The organism is uncultured Clostridium sp., assembly GCF_947039605.1.
Classification (GTDB): domain Bacteria; phylum Bacillota; class Clostridia; order Clostridiales; family Clostridiaceae; genus Sarcina.
Window position 1 is genome coordinate 1 of the sequence record NZ_CAMQZG010000067.1, and the last position, 14,358, is coordinate 14,358.

Below are 14,358 nucleotides of genomic sequence, written 5' to 3' on the forward strand. Positions count from 1 at the left end.
TATCTATTGTTTGCCATCCTGTTTGCATTATTCCATGATTATTAAAATTATAAACATGATTATCTATTGTTTGCCACCCTGTTAGTAGTTGTCCATTATCTGCAAAGTAATATTTTACTCCCCACTCTTGAACCCATCCTGTTATCATTATGCCTTGATCGTTAAATTTATAAATATGATTATCTATCGTTGTCCAACCTATTGTTTTTTGACCTTCATTATTATAATAATATTTTTTCCTATTCTCAGTTACCCACTTTGATTTTATAACTTCCTTACTAGCTAAATTTAGTACTGGTTTAACTTCATTTTTAGTGCTCGTTTTACTTTCTTCCTTAACTAATTCTTTACTATCTTTATTTACAAGAGTTAAATCGCTATTTTCTTTTATAGCAATTGTATTATCATTTATTTTTCTATCCGCTAACAATATATAATTAGTTACTTCCTTACTTTTATTTACTATATTCTTTCCCTTATGACCTGTTGAACCTGCTACTATACCACTCATAGAAGCTATCATTGCTCCTGATAAAATAAGTGTTATTAATTTATTCTTTTTCATTAAATTTCTCCTTTGTTTGCGCTTAAAAGTTTCCTTTTACACTATACCATTATTTTCAAATCCAATTCATTCTATTTATTAACAGTTTATTCATTTTCTTGGAATATTATTATGTATTTCTTATTGTATTATTATAAATATAAAGCATTTATCATTGATTTTATTTCAATATTATTTATTTACAATAAATAACCTTTTTCTTCCCTAATATTATTATATTTACAATCTTGTATTCTTCTAATACTGTTTATACCTAAAAATTTATTTTCTTTAGATTCCATATAAAAAGCTATCTCAATAATTTATCAACTAATATATAATTGCAGTCACTAAACTATGAAATATCTCTTTGCTTTAATGTTTGTATTCTAAAATACATCTTAGAACTCCACCATATTTAAGTTTTTCCTTTTTATTTTTAAAATCAGCCTTCAAAAAATTACTAAGACTGTGCTTATTGTAAGGTGAAACTGTTGCTGTTAAATACTTATCTCCATTTACCTTAGAAACTTCTATAAGCTTTTTACATAAAATATCTTGAAGTCTATTTCCTCTAAAATCTGGATGAACTATTGTAATTTCAATTTGACCAGTTTTTAAAATATCCTCTTTCAAGTAATCTAAATCATATCCATAATTAGCCTCTTTAAGTCCATCATTTACATATACGCCAAGTGCTACAAGTTTTCCTGTTTCAATTAATCTAATTCCTACTAAATATGAATTTCCCTCAAAATAACTAATAAATTCCTCTCTATTTGTTCTTGCAAATATCTGTTTATCTTCAATGCCCTCTATTATAAAGTCTTGCAGTCTTACTATATCATCTAAATCACTAATTTCAAGCTTAACAATATTTGCTTTAACCTCTCTATCATTTTCACTTCTATTTTTAATATTCATCATACTAACTCCTCTCTATAAGAATTGTTTTTATCTACATTAATTTTGCATCATTAGGATTACATGTCCCTACTTGGATAGTTCCATTATGGAACCCAAGTATAAAACTTGTTAAATTATCCTCATTGATTAAATCTCCAAAAATTTTCACATCACACAATTCTGCTAACTCTAAAATATATTCTATAGCATTTTTAGGTGTTTGAAATTTAAGATACGCCATTATCTTTACAAGTTCCCTACTAGAATATTTCTCACCTAATTTTTTTCCCATTTCTATATACTTCATTAATTAAATCATCCTTTGTTTACAATATATTATAGTTATATAATATATCAACCTTATTATTATGTAAAATAAGGTATTTTCTATAATTTCTTTCAATATAAAAAATTTGAAACAAATTATTTCTTTTAAATTATCAAATTACCTCAAAAAAATAATTTCTAATATCATACTTAATAAGAAATCTATATCTCCAACTGAAACTTACATAAATTTTCGAACAATAAAAAAGTCATATAGCTTTTATCAAACTATATAACCTCATCTTTACTATTTACTAAACTTTAACTAAATATACTTTCACATCTACTTTGTATCATAGCTTTAATCTTTGGAAACTTAATACCTCCACTTACTGTTAAGGCTACCATAATAATTACAGACCCAAGTATAGGGTTCTCTATCCCTACTACATTAAACCATATAACACTAATCGGTAGCATAACTAGCACCGTAAAAATATATGTCCCTGCAAGAATATAGTATAACCCACTTCCAGTTTTATAGCCTAAAGTTCTATTCCATTTTTCTCCATCCATATCAAATGTCATCTTCATTCCTTTTAAGACTAGCATTAAAATCCCTACACACATAAGTGAACTTAAAACACTTAATAAAACATATGATAATCCAAATTTAATCAATTTAACTATCAGCTCCCTTTCATAATATTTATAAGTATAATTTTACCATTTTTTTCATTTTAATCAACTTAACTTGATAATTTCAATAATTTCTTTTCCAAACTCTTCAACTTTGATTTTTCCAAGACCCTTTATTTTAGCTAACTCATCTTCACTTCTTGGTTTTTCTAAAATTAATTCATCTAATGTATTATTAGTAAATATACAATAAGCCCGCACATTTTTTTCTCTTGCTCTTTCTAATCTGTATGCTTTCAACTTACTATATAATTCATCATCAGAAATTATATTAGGGCTTCTAAGTTCCTTGGTCTTCATATTATTAATATCTAAAAATTCTAATTCTGATTTGTTTTTATCTTTAACAAAATCCTCTTCTTTTAAATGATATCTTTTATAATAATCATATTTAATCTCAACATTGTTATCTACTAAAAATTTAGCTATTTCTATCATTCTGCTTTCAAACATCTTACTATCTTTATCAATACTTTCAAGTTTTTTATTTATCATATGTGTTAACTGATCATATTTAAATATTATATTTTTTATTGTAGCTGGTGCTTTCTCTCTATTTATTATTGACCTTGAGCTAGCAATTACTACCGCTGAATATATTGGAACTCGCCTTATTATCTTATGCTTCTTTAAATAATCCTCAAGTATCCTTATATGTCTATCATTTTGGGCAATTGGACTATATATCCCTTCTTCCTTATAAACTTTACCATTTGCATTTTTAAATTTCCTTGTAAATTCACCAACTTCATTTATATCTATATCTCCATTTAGCTTTTTTGTTTCTAAAACCATAATAAATTTTTCAGTTACTAAAACAAAATCTAACTGGGCTATATTCCCCTCATGTTCTATTCTTATATCATGCAAACAAATCATTGGAATATACGAATTTTTAAGTTCATATGCTACATTTTTCTCACCTTGAATCCCTATCTTAACTCTTATGATATCCTCATTTATAATTTTCTTTTTTTCACTATATACTAAATTAAATATACTCTCTAATTCTACTAAATTTTTATTATTTTCAGTAAACTCCTTAAAAAATATAGGAGTTTTTATTTCTCTTATATCTAATAATTTTTTTAAAAATGACATCTATATCCCTCCAAAACTACTTTATTCATAAAGTAACCTACATATTATCCAAATTTTTATATCTATCTTAGTTTACCAAATTTTCTAAGCGTATATATTACTTTTAACTTAAGCTTATCAGTAGTAACCATTACTGTTATAATATAATACACATACATATGTAAAAGGAGATTTTAAAGATATGGATTATATATATGGATATGCAGATGATCCTAAAGAAATAAGAGGGACTTGTACCTGTGGTTTTAAACTTGAAAGTTTATTAGAAACTAATGTTACAAATGAAATTATAACAAAATGTCCTCTTTGCAACAGAGCTATTAAAATTAAGGCAATTGATTTAGTTCTTAATTTAAGAGGACTAAAAGATATAAAAAACAAACTTGAGAAAAGATGTATATCAATTATTTTAGATATCTGTGTATATCAAATACTTGATAATTACATAGAAATTTTCCCTGATGAGATAAATGTATCTATAAATATAAAAAGCTTTAGTAACTTTGAGCTTAACTTTAATAATACTCATAAGTTTTATGTTAATATAAACTCTTTATACCTTATAAGTGCATTTCATAAATTTGATGTTAATTTTACTATCACAAGTGAAAGTGACTCTAGCTTTGAATTAAATATCAAAGATTTTATCTATTACTAAAAATAAAAAGTCTTTTATCTATATTTTATGTTAAACTATACTAAGACTTTTAAACACAGAGGAGATATTATGGAAACAACATTAAGAGAAGAAACACTTGATTACATAAAAAGAATTAGTAGAGGTGCTAGTGCAGAGCTTCCTACTAATACAACTAATACAGAAAAAAAGAAAATGATAGGTTATATATCACAAAGAATAGAAGAACTTAAAGTAGATGCTAATCCTATGATTGAAGAGAATCTTTTAAATTTACTTAGAGAACTACAAAGTAGTCTTGCTAATAAAAAAGATGAAAGCATCATTGATTTATTAGTTAAAGGAATGCTTCCTGAAGGGTTTGATATACTTTCTACTAACTCAAAAATCAACAGACTTACTAGACTTAAAATGATAATTGAGTACAGAAGTGGTGAAGAAATGTCATCTGAGAGAAAAAACTATGAGAGAGCCATAGAAACAATAGAAGATGAACTTTTAAACTTATAATTAAAATATAAAAAGTCGTAAATTCTTAAAATTAGAATTTACGACTTTTATTTATTATTTAAGTCCCACAATAAGTTCTATAAACTTCATTTGTAACTTTAGGTAACTCTATATATTTCTTTAAATCTTTTTCATAATCAAATGGATTTTTTAAAACCTCTAAAAGTTCTTTCATAACTGAATAATCATGTTTTTCTACAGCACTACTCAATGCTTCTTCCACTCTATAATTTCTTGGAATAATAACAGGATTACTTTTTTTCATAAGTTCTATACTTTCGACTTTTGACTCATCTTGTCTTTTTAATCTTTCCTGCCATAATTTATACCACTTCTCAAATATATTAGATTTCTTTATCTCTAAATCATCTATATTCCTAATAGTTAAATTATAAAAAGTATTCGTATAATCAGCTTTTTCATTTTGCATTATTCCAAGTAAACTATCAATTAAATACTCATCTGCATCTTCTTTATTAAATATCCCAAGTTTTGCTCTCATACCATCAATCCAATTTTCTTTAAATAAGACAACAAACTTATTGATACTTTCTTTTGCACTATCAATAGCTTTATCTTGCTCCTCATCTAAAAGAGGTATTAGTGTTTCTGCAAACCTTGAAAGATTCCACACCCCTATATTAGGTTGATTTCCATAAGCATATCTACCAGCATAATCTATTGAACTAAAAACAGTTTTAGGATTATAAATATCCATAAATGCACATGGTCCATAATCTATAGTTTCCCCACAAACAGTCATATTATCAGTATTCATAACTCCATGTATAAATCCAACAAGTTGCCACTTTGCAATAAGTTTTGCTTGTTTTTTAATTACTTCATCTAATAAGTACTTATATTTATTAGATGCTTTTTCATATCCTTTAAAATGTCTATCTAAAGTATAATCTGCAAGTTCTATTACATCTTCTATTTCCCCAAAACCTGCTGCATACTGAAAAGTTCCTACTCTTATATGACTTTTTGCAATCCTAGTAAGAATAGCCCCTTCTAAATATTCATCCCTAGCAACTTTTTCTCCTGTTGAAACTACTGCAAGACTTCTAGTTGTTGGAATATTTAGTCCATACATCGCCTCACTAATAATATATTCTCTAAGCATTGGACCAAGTGATGCTTTCCCATCTCCACCTCTAGAATAAGGTGTTTTCCCTGCTCCTTTTAACTGAATGTCTATTTTCTCGCCCTTTGTTGTTATATACTCACCTAAAAGAACTGCCCTTCCATCTCCAAGCATTGTAAAGTTTCCAAATTGATGTCCAGCATATGCTTGTGAAATAGGAATGCTATCCTCCTCCACTTTATTCCCTGAAAGAATCTCTAATAAATTTTTACTTTTCAAATTTATTCCTAGTTCATTCCCTAAATCAATATTTAGTATGCACATTTTAGGACAAGCTACATCACTAGGTGGTTGAACAGTATAAAATATTTGTGGCAACTCATAATAACTATTCTCTAAATCAAATACTTTTTCTTCTGTTTTATTCATAAAAATTTCCTTTCGTATCTTAATATATATTAACTTAATATTTAACTTCTAAATAATTCTTTTCTTTTATAATATATCTATACCTTAAATTTTTCAATATTTATATAAAATAACTACTACTCACTTATTATTTTCCCCTAATTAATTTTTAATATTAAGGGCGTAACTTATAAAAATGTAAGTTACGCCCTTTAATTTATATCTAATTATTTATTTAAAATAAATCTTATACTTTATACTCTATCCTCTAATATAGCTTCTAAAGCATTAGCATGACCTATTTCATCTTTAGCAGCTCCTCTAATAAGCTTCGCAACTTCTTTCATTCCAAGTTGTTCAGCTTTATCTGCAATTCCACCAATTGCAGGACCAGCACCTTGCTCTTCTTTTAAGAACATTGGAAGAAGTGTGAATATATCTTCATTAACTTTTCCATTTAAAACTGAATATAAACCACTATGTCTTGCCTCATCTGTACCTATCTTAGTTAAAACATTAGCCACTTTTTCATTTCCTTGTTCTCTTGCAATATGTGCTAATGCAAAATACATTCCTGCTGCCATTGCCTCACCTGTAACTAACTTATCTATGATTTCCTCAAGTTCTGTACCTTTTGTTGCTCCTAATATGTTCATTTTTAAATTCCTCCTATAAAGTTAATTTTTCTTTTGTATTTTTTAAAATTAAATTGCATACAACTAATTATTATATTACACGACTATAAAGCAAAAAGCAACCCCTAAAATAAAAAATACTACATATTTTTTAAAATATGTAGCACTTTCCTCTATTTAAATAGTTTTGTATATTCCTTATATCCCTCTTCCTCAAGCTTTTCAAAAGGAATAAACTTAAGGGATGCTGAATTTATACAATATCTTAGCCCACCATTTTCAAGTAATCCATCTGAGAATACATGTCCTAGATGACTACTTGATAGTTTACTTTTAACTTCTATTCTCTCCATCCCATGAGATACATCTCTTGTTTCTTTTATAACATCTCTACTTATAGGCTTACTAAATGCAGGCCAGCCACATCCTGAATTGAACTTTTCCATAGAAGTGAATAGAGGCTGCCCTGTTGTTATATCAACATATAGTCCCTTTTCAAAGTTATTATCATACTCATTTATATAAGGTCTTTCTGTTGCACTTTCTTGTGTTACAAGATATTGAACTTCTGTAAGCTCATTTTTAAGTTCTTCTTTTGTCTTCACTGTAAACTCTTTATTCATTCTATCCACTCCTAAGTTTATTTTTACTTATTATATCTCAAAAATAAATTATTATAAACTATCTTGTATTTATAACTTAAAAGTTGCTACAATAATTCTTTTATTTTCATCAACAATTACCTCTTCTACTAATACCATTCTTTCGAAGTATTCTCTAAACTCTTTCTCATTAGCCCAATGATGAACATGATCTGGATCATCAAAGGCATAACCTAATGGTACTGATATTCTCATTTTAGCATTTTTACTAATTCTCTTTTTTAGTCCTTCAAAAATAGGCTTATGATCTTTTATATGTTCTAAAGTGTGTGAACACCAAACTAAATCAAACATATCTTTACTTACATTTAAACTTGTTACATCTTCAAGCTTAAAACTAACCTTTTTCTTGATATCATTTAGCTCATTATCTCTTAATATATTACATATACCTATTGCCATTGGACTCAAGTCTACTCCACAAATTTCATATCCATCTCTACCTAAAAGGATATCCATATGCCCACTTCCACATCCAAAGTCTAATATCTTACCTTTAAATTTCACTTCATTTAAATATTCTTTTATATCTATATACTCTCTATAATCAAGCCAGTATGGCATTTGTAAAAACTCTGGGTAAAGTTCTAGTCTTCTTACATAAGTTTCATCATACGGATTATTTAAATATTTTTTCTTTAATATTTCTTTTTCTATTAATTTAAAAACTTCATTATCATTCATCTATAAACTACCTCATATTTTAAATACTACAATTATTATATGAAGTATTTTGATTTTCGCATCTTTAAACTTTTTTAGAAATTAAGCAATATGACTTATCTTTACTTATTTCTATAAGTTTTACTATTTCAAAACCACTTTCAACTGTTATTTTTCTTAATTCATCCACAGTATATCTATTAAAACCATAATCAGTATACTTTATATTTTCTAACCCATAGAACTCACCATCTACTTGTTTACTAATTTTATTTAAAAGCTTCCCATTTCCAAATCCTATATCTAAAACTTTATCGCCACTATTTATCTTTAAATTTTCTATAATACTTCCATATTGTTTTTTATTCATATTATTCATCACAAATGTGCTTATAATTCCACGAATCCCCTTTGGATTACTAAATTGCTGTGCAATATACTTATTTATTTTTTCTAGCCCCAATTTCTTTTCCCCCTTAATTATTGATTAAATAACTATTCCCCCATGGAAAATACATTCATATATTTTCTCATTATTTAAATAGATTTCTTCCTGCCCTTTAAACCATTCAAACTCCCCCTCAACCATACATTGATAAATATAGTCCCCTTTTACATATACTTTAGGTCCTCTATATGGTTTCTCAACTTCAACATTTGATAAAACTTCTTTTAAAAAGCTTCCTGAAAATTTATCACAAAGAACTCTTCCACTATAATTCATTGCCCAATATGGTTTATTTTCTATCCATATAGCCTCTTCACCAATAAAATTCTTACTCCCAAGATACGTATCTATATATTTAAATATCCCTTCTTCATAACTCAAATCATGTGAACTTGGTCTTGAAGCTTCAACTCCATTCCCCCCTTAGCATAGGTACACTTTTTAGCTTTTATTAAAAATTCTTTTATTTTTTCTATATCAAACTTCCTATTTTCACTCTTAACTCTCTAAGTCTATTCCCAAACCCCATCTCAATCACCTCTAACTAATTTTAACCTATAGTTTCCTTACCTTCTACAAACTAGAAGTTGAATTTATGCAACTTTAACTTTACATCAAATATACATAATTAAATTAGACAATTTTTAAGTAAATAGTATATAATCTCTCTAAGAACATTTGAAAGTGAGAACAAAATTATGAAAGAATATAAATATATCTATAACTCTAAACTCGGAAATCTAATTATTAGGGCTACTGACAAAGCACTTCTTGAAATAAGCTATTATAACTTAGAAGATGAAATCTTAAGTCAAAGTAAAAATAAAATTATTGAAGATACTATTAATCAACTAGAAGAATACTTTGCTAATAAAAGAAAAAAATTTGATTTACCAATAGAATTTAGTGGAACAGAATTTCAAATTAAAGTTTGGAAAAATCTTTTAAAAGTTCCTTATGGTGAAACTAAATCATATAAAGATATAGCAAAAATGATTGGTAATGAAAAAGCTGTAAGAGCTGTTGGTGGTGCAAATAATAAAAATAAAATAAGTATTGTTGTTCCTTGCCACAGAATTGTTGGTCAAAGTGGTAAATTAATCGGATATGCTGGTGGACTTGATAAAAAGGATTTATTACTTAAATTAGAATCTAAAAACTAAAAAGGACTACCTCACAGTCTATGTGAGGCAGTCCTTTTAGCCTATTCTTAAATTCTTTTTCCTATATCATTCGCTAGTTCTTTTAAAAATTTATTTATTAATTTTTTTTCATCAACATTATAATTATCAAATATTTTTTTATCTCTATCAAAAGCTTGTTTATGAAGTTTTAGATGCTTTTCATAAACATCCACCCCTTTACTTTCAAGCCTAAAGTATTTTTCTTTTTTGTTATCTGCTTTTTTATATGAACTTATAAAGCCCTTTTCTTCTAATTTTTTAGTTATTTTAGCAATAGCACCTTTTGTAATACCTACACCATCTGTCACTACTTTTAAATTTGAATCTATATTTTTCCCTATAAAATCTATTGTATGAACTTCATTCATATTAATATCATCATAATTGCTATTATAATGCCTAGAATTTACTTCTGAAAAATTTTGAAATACCTTTATAAGTTCTAACATTAATTTATCATTATTCATAACACTTTAAACCTCTTCTAAAATAACTCTTGTACTAAGCCCTGTAGCAAATGGATTATCAATCCACATTGTGTATGCTATAAACTCATTATTTTTATTCTTCAAATCTTCTAAATCTAAGTTTTCTATAATAAATGTATTATTTTCTTCTGCTAATATATCAGCACCTTTGTGTTCTTTTCCTCTTCTAACTCCAGCTGCATCTATACCAATAAAAGCTACTTTTTTATTTAGTAGATACTCAATTAACTCATAACTCAAATTATGGTGATTATGAATATAAAAATAACTTCCATACAAATACTTTTTCTGTATTCCTGTATTAAAAATTATAAAATCACCTTTATCTATCACTTTACCTTCTAAAACTTCTATTCCTATCTCTTTGTCAAAATCATATTTTTCACAATCTATAATTTTACATTTAGATTTAAAATACTCTAATGGTACTTGTGAATGATTATATACATCTAAGTGTGTTCCCATATGCCCAGCACTTAAAAGAGTACTTTCATTTAATTTAAATCTATCCCATACTTTATTTTCTTTATCTAATTTTAATGTTATATCTATCATTTTAACTCTCCTTATTGTTTCCTTAGAAACAATATATCATATTAGAGCAAAAAAAGATAGACTTTCAACTACCTTATAAATTTTATATTCTTTTTAAAATAAACTTAATTTATATTTTAAAAGAAACATCTTAAATTCCCATTCCCCAGTACCTTTCGTATCAATAACTTGTATATTTCCATTATTATAATAATTTACAATATTAAATTTTATATATTCCCCACTAAACTTAATTTTTATACATCTAATTTTGTTTTCTTTATTTAAATGCCTTCTTTCTATAGGAAGAATCACTTCTATGCTAGAATTTTCCATGTTATTTTTAGTCCAAGTCAATTCCTTTACTATTTTACTCTTATCATTTCCTTGCTTTAATAGCTCACCTTCAACCTTACTAATAACTAAATTTTCATCATCTATTTTAAAATTACTTTTTCCAACTATATCTTCTAAAAACTTTTCTATATCAAAGAAATTTTTCTTTAATACTAAAATATATTTTTCACTTATAATCTCATTCCACAATTTATTTAAACTTATAAATTCCTTTTTAATTATTTCAACCTTTTTTTCAGCATATAATTTGCTACCATACTTTTTTAGCCACTCATCACTATTTAATAATGGAATATCTTTGTCTATATGTAATTCAAAATCTAAATCTAATAAATCCTCCTCTATACTTTTATTTATAAAAATATCTAAATTATATATTTCCCATCTCTCACTAAAACAATCTTCACTCACAATAATTCTTTCTTTATTTATATTTAAATTTTCTAACTTACTTCCAATTAATATTTTTTTAATATCATAAAAATCTTGTATTAATTTCTCTGTCTTCTCTAATATTTCCTTTTCCATACTTATTTTAATTCCCTTCTTATTTATATTTAAGGACCAAGCCTTTCAAAAAGCTTGGTCCTAATTAAATAATTTATTATTTACTAATTTAAATTTATCTGCGCACTTACATCATTTGATAGTACATTTCCTTTATACAGTAATTTTAATCCTTTATCACCCTTTGGCGCTTCATAAACAAGTGTGCCTGTAACTGATCCACCTTTAGCTAACTGACCACTATTTAATGCTGTATTTGAATTGACACTACTCATAGCTCCATCTGTAATTTGTCCCTTACTATTTTTTATTGAATAATCAAAAGGATTATATGATATAGTATCATCTGAATCATTTATGATTGTTATTTTAACTACAACATAATCATTTCCTTTTTGTGGAGTATCAAATTCATCCCCATTAGCTATTGTAACTTTATCTACTTTCAATTTCATCCCACTAATATCAACTGTATCTCCAACTTTGTATTCTTGTTTATGTGATACACTACTATTTACTTGTGCTACTGCTGGCTTTGCTATTGAGGCTTTTGTTGAACTATCCCCACTACTAGCAATTACTGCTACTCCAATTACTGCTACTCCAATTCCTACTACTATTATTAGTCCTATTAAAACTTTTTTCTTCATTTGTTAAACTTCCTTTCTTATTAAACTAATATTGCTACTTTAAATTTTGCCATATGTATAGTCACTCTTTAATTTTTCTAGTACAAAAAACTCTCTCTATACTAACTTTTCTTCTTTTCGAAAGATTGTCTACAAATTGAATCCGCAATTAAATCAACTTACAAACTTATTATAGCTAGATATAAAACCTAATTGGTACGCTATCAGCGTACAAAAAAAAGATAATGCTCAAAACTTGAACATTACCTTTATATATCTACTTAGCTCCCATAAATGCCCCAGCTATCATAGTTAAAATAAACCACATTATAATTTGCCCTATAATTTTTTTCCAGATAGTTTTACTTTTCATTAATGGTAAATATTTGTTAATTCCGAATCCACCACCAAATATAAATGTTGGAAGAATAGCGAAATATATAACTAAACTAATATCTGATATTTGGTGACTAGTTGAATATACCAAAAACCCCAAAAATGCAATTAGATACCAACAAGATGCTAAAATCATTTTATAAACCTTAAAACTTCTAAAACCTACAATTTTTCTTAAATACCTTTCTAAAGCCATATCTAGGCTACTTCTCGTGTATTTTCTTTCTTTTTTATTTTCTTTCTTTTTATTTTTTTCATCTTTATTCTGTGATTGAATACCAAAAGTCATATAACCTTCTGGTTCTTTTTTATCCTTAGGTTTCTCTAGACTTAACTTTTGAGTATTTAAAACATTGCTTCTACTATCTTTCTTAGGTTTCAAATTTATTAAAAGTAATGCCTTTTTAAATTCTTCAACATCTTGATATCTATATCCTCTATCTATTTGTATAGCCTTTTTTATAATTTCACCAATCTCCCCACTTACAAGCTCTTCACTTGGTAATTTTTTTACTAATAAATAATTCAATAAAACTCCCATACTATAAATATCACTTCTAATATCAGTCTGGGCAAATCCAAATTGTTCTGGTGATGCATATCCACTTGTTCCTATAAGTCTTGTATCTCTGTTGTTAAGTTCATTAACTACTCTTGCTGCATCAAAATCTATTAATTTTATAACACCATCACTATTAATAATTATATTACTTGGTTTAATATCTCTATGTATTATAGGGTTATCCCTCCTATGAATATCTAATAATCCATCACAAATTCCTATCATAATTCTAATAGCTTCATCTTTTGCTATACTTTCTATCTCTAGTATATTTTCTACTGTTCTTCCATTTACAAGTTCTTCTATTACTATAAGTTTATCGTTAATAGGGAAATATTCTACTACCTCTGGTCTGTTTTGAGATTTCATTTCCTTTAAAACTTTATACACAGATAAATTTTCTCTATGTAAAACTTTCTTTATATAAAGTTGATTTGTAATCTCATGACTTACTATATAAACTTTCCCTTCGAGTATTGTTTTTACCTCTGAATATAGACTAAGTTCATATTCAGCTAATAATTTTTCCATATATTCTCCTTTTTTCTTGATTTTTCTATAAAAAAATTATATCATATAATGTAGAAGATTACATATTATTGTAAACTGTACTAAAGGAGCCTATACATAATGGATGAAAAAACAAATGATTTAGAAAGTATGTTAACATCACTTGATAACATAAATGACTTAAATAAATTTCTAATAACTAAACAAAAATCTTTAGATACTTTAAACTTTTCTGAGTACTTTAGCAATCTATGTATTGAAAAAAATTTAAAGAAAAGCACTATTATAAATGATTCTAACATAAGTCGCTCTTATTGCTATGAAATTCTTCGTGGTGATAAAATACCCGATAGAGATAATGCATTAAAACTTTGTATTGCTGCAAGTTTATCTTTAGCTGAAACAAATAGAATTTTAAAACTTACTAATAATGGTATTCTTTACTCTAAAAATAGTCGTGATGCTATTCTTATTTTTTGTATTGCAAAATCATATACACTTATGCAAACAGATTTTACTTTAGATGATAATGACCTTAAAACTCTTATAAACTGTAATTAACTTTTCATTAAAACAGGTGATAGCATATATACTATCACAGATCGGAAGAGCGTCGTGTAGGGA

The 14,358-nt window shown here is 26.5% G+C and carries 19 protein-coding genes and 1 pseudogene; 4 read left to right on the forward strand and 16 right to left on the reverse strand.

The genetic code is table 11. From position 1 onward, the window contains the following. From Q0V24_RS15725 to Q0V24_RS15745, 5 genes and pseudogenes are all read right to left on the reverse strand, one after another. A pseudogene (locus Q0V24_RS15725) lies at positions 1-565 on the reverse strand (hypothetical protein); the annotation flags it as partial. Positions 566-919: 354 nt separating this feature from the next. Further along, positions 920-1,471 carry a GNAT family N-acetyltransferase gene (locus Q0V24_RS15730; RefSeq protein ID WP_297522898.1) on the reverse strand — a complete coding sequence of 184 codons (552 nt, stop codon included), beginning with the start codon at positions 1,469-1,471 and terminating at the stop codon, positions 920-922. A 31-nt stretch (positions 1,472-1,502) separates the two neighbouring features. Beyond that, positions 1,503-1,757, reverse strand: coding sequence for a hypothetical protein (locus Q0V24_RS15735; protein WP_297522900.1), 255 nt, complete (start codon positions 1,755-1,757; stop codon positions 1,503-1,505). Positions 1,758-2,038: 281 nt separating this feature from the next. Continuing rightward, entirely contained in the window at positions 2,039-2,398 is a 360-nt protein-coding gene (locus Q0V24_RS15740) for a hypothetical protein (protein ID WP_297522902.1), read from the reverse strand. A gap of 63 nt (positions 2,399-2,461) precedes the next feature. Continuing rightward, on the reverse strand, positions 2,462-3,517 hold the full coding sequence (locus Q0V24_RS15745) for an NERD domain-containing protein (RefSeq protein WP_297522903.1): 1,056 nt from the start codon (positions 3,515-3,517) through the stop codon (positions 2,462-2,464). A gap of 181 nt (positions 3,518-3,698) precedes the next feature. Here Q0V24_RS15745 and Q0V24_RS15750 point away from each other — a divergent pair, with 181 nt between their 5' ends. Together Q0V24_RS15750 and Q0V24_RS15755 are read left to right on the forward strand one after the other, a co-directional pair. Then, positions 3,699-4,175, forward strand: a complete 477-nt coding sequence (locus tag Q0V24_RS15750) for a hypothetical protein (protein ID WP_297522905.1) — start codon at positions 3,699-3,701, stop codon at positions 4,173-4,175. 69 nt (positions 4,176-4,244) lie between these two features. Further along, a complete protein-coding gene (locus Q0V24_RS15755; protein WP_297522906.1) occupies positions 4,245-4,664 on the forward strand; it encodes a hypothetical protein in 420 nt (139 codons plus the stop codon). Between the two features lie 58 nt (positions 4,665-4,722). On the opposite strand, the gene Q0V24_RS15760 is transcribed toward Q0V24_RS15755, so the two are convergent. The 6 genes from Q0V24_RS15760 to Q0V24_RS15785 form a co-directional block, all read right to left on the reverse strand. After that, on the reverse strand, positions 4,723-6,180 hold the full coding sequence (locus Q0V24_RS15760) for a YdiU family protein (protein WP_297522908.1): 1,458 nt from the start codon (positions 6,178-6,180) through the stop codon (positions 4,723-4,725). Positions 6,181-6,413: 233 nt separating this feature from the next. Beyond that, the gene (locus Q0V24_RS15765; protein WP_297522910.1) at positions 6,414-6,815 is read right to left on the reverse strand and encodes a ferritin family protein; all 402 of its coding nucleotides are present in this window, start codon (positions 6,813-6,815) and stop codon (positions 6,414-6,416) included. A 152-nt stretch (positions 6,816-6,967) separates the two neighbouring features. Then, positions 6,968-7,417 (reverse strand): peptide-methionine (R)-S-oxide reductase MsrB, encoded by a 450-nt coding sequence (gene msrB, locus Q0V24_RS15770; RefSeq protein ID WP_297522912.1) that lies wholly within the window; start codon positions 7,415-7,417, stop codon positions 6,968-6,970. A 69-nt stretch (positions 7,418-7,486) separates the two neighbouring features. Continuing rightward, positions 7,487-8,140 carry a class I SAM-dependent methyltransferase gene (locus Q0V24_RS15775; RefSeq protein WP_297522914.1) on the reverse strand — a complete coding sequence of 218 codons (654 nt, stop codon included), beginning with the start codon at positions 8,138-8,140 and terminating at the stop codon, positions 7,487-7,489. Between the two features lie 64 nt (positions 8,141-8,204). Next, a complete protein-coding gene (locus tag Q0V24_RS15780; RefSeq protein ID WP_297522916.1) occupies positions 8,205-8,582 on the reverse strand; it encodes a hypothetical protein in 378 nt (125 codons plus the stop codon). Between the two features lie 24 nt (positions 8,583-8,606). Continuing rightward, positions 8,607-8,948, reverse strand: a complete 342-nt coding sequence (locus Q0V24_RS15785; protein ID WP_297522918.1) for a DUF5680 domain-containing protein — start codon at positions 8,946-8,948, stop codon at positions 8,607-8,609. Between the two features lie 317 nt (positions 8,949-9,265). On the opposite strand from Q0V24_RS15785, the gene Q0V24_RS15790 reads away from it, so the two are divergent. Continuing rightward, entirely contained in the window at positions 9,266-9,730 is a 465-nt protein-coding gene (locus Q0V24_RS15790; protein WP_297522920.1) for a methylated-DNA--[protein]-cysteine S-methyltransferase, read from the forward strand. A gap of 47 nt (positions 9,731-9,777) precedes the next feature. On the opposite strand, the gene Q0V24_RS15795 is transcribed toward Q0V24_RS15790, so the two are convergent. The 5 genes from Q0V24_RS15795 to Q0V24_RS15815 all read right to left on the reverse strand — a co-directional run bounded on the left by Q0V24_RS15795 (position 9,778) and on the right by Q0V24_RS15815 (position 13,755). Further along, on the reverse strand, positions 9,778-10,218 hold the full coding sequence (locus tag Q0V24_RS15795) for a MarR family transcriptional regulator (protein WP_297522922.1): 441 nt from the start codon (positions 10,216-10,218) through the stop codon (positions 9,778-9,780). Positions 10,219-10,224: 6 nt separating this feature from the next. Next, on the reverse strand, positions 10,225-10,794 hold the full coding sequence (locus Q0V24_RS15800) for a cyclase family protein (protein ID WP_297522924.1): 570 nt from the start codon (positions 10,792-10,794) through the stop codon (positions 10,225-10,227). A gap of 93 nt (positions 10,795-10,887) precedes the next feature. Continuing rightward, complete coding sequence (locus Q0V24_RS15805) at positions 10,888-11,658, reverse strand: hypothetical protein (protein WP_297522926.1); 771 nt, start codon at positions 11,656-11,658, stop codon at positions 10,888-10,890. A gap of 83 nt (positions 11,659-11,741) precedes the next feature. Next, the gene (locus tag Q0V24_RS15810) at positions 11,742-12,287 is read right to left on the reverse strand and encodes a DUF4352 domain-containing protein (protein ID WP_297522927.1); all 546 of its coding nucleotides are present in this window, start codon (positions 12,285-12,287) and stop codon (positions 11,742-11,744) included. 256 nt (positions 12,288-12,543) lie between these two features. Further along, a complete protein-coding gene (locus Q0V24_RS15815; RefSeq protein WP_297522930.1) occupies positions 12,544-13,755 on the reverse strand; it encodes a serine/threonine-protein kinase in 1,212 nt (403 codons plus the stop codon). A gap of 99 nt (positions 13,756-13,854) precedes the next feature. Here Q0V24_RS15815 and Q0V24_RS15820 point away from each other — a divergent pair, with 99 nt between their 5' ends. Next, a complete protein-coding gene (locus Q0V24_RS15820) occupies positions 13,855-14,295 on the forward strand; it encodes a hypothetical protein (protein ID WP_297522932.1) in 441 nt (146 codons plus the stop codon). The last annotated feature ends 63 nt before the right edge of the window (positions 14,296-14,358 follow it).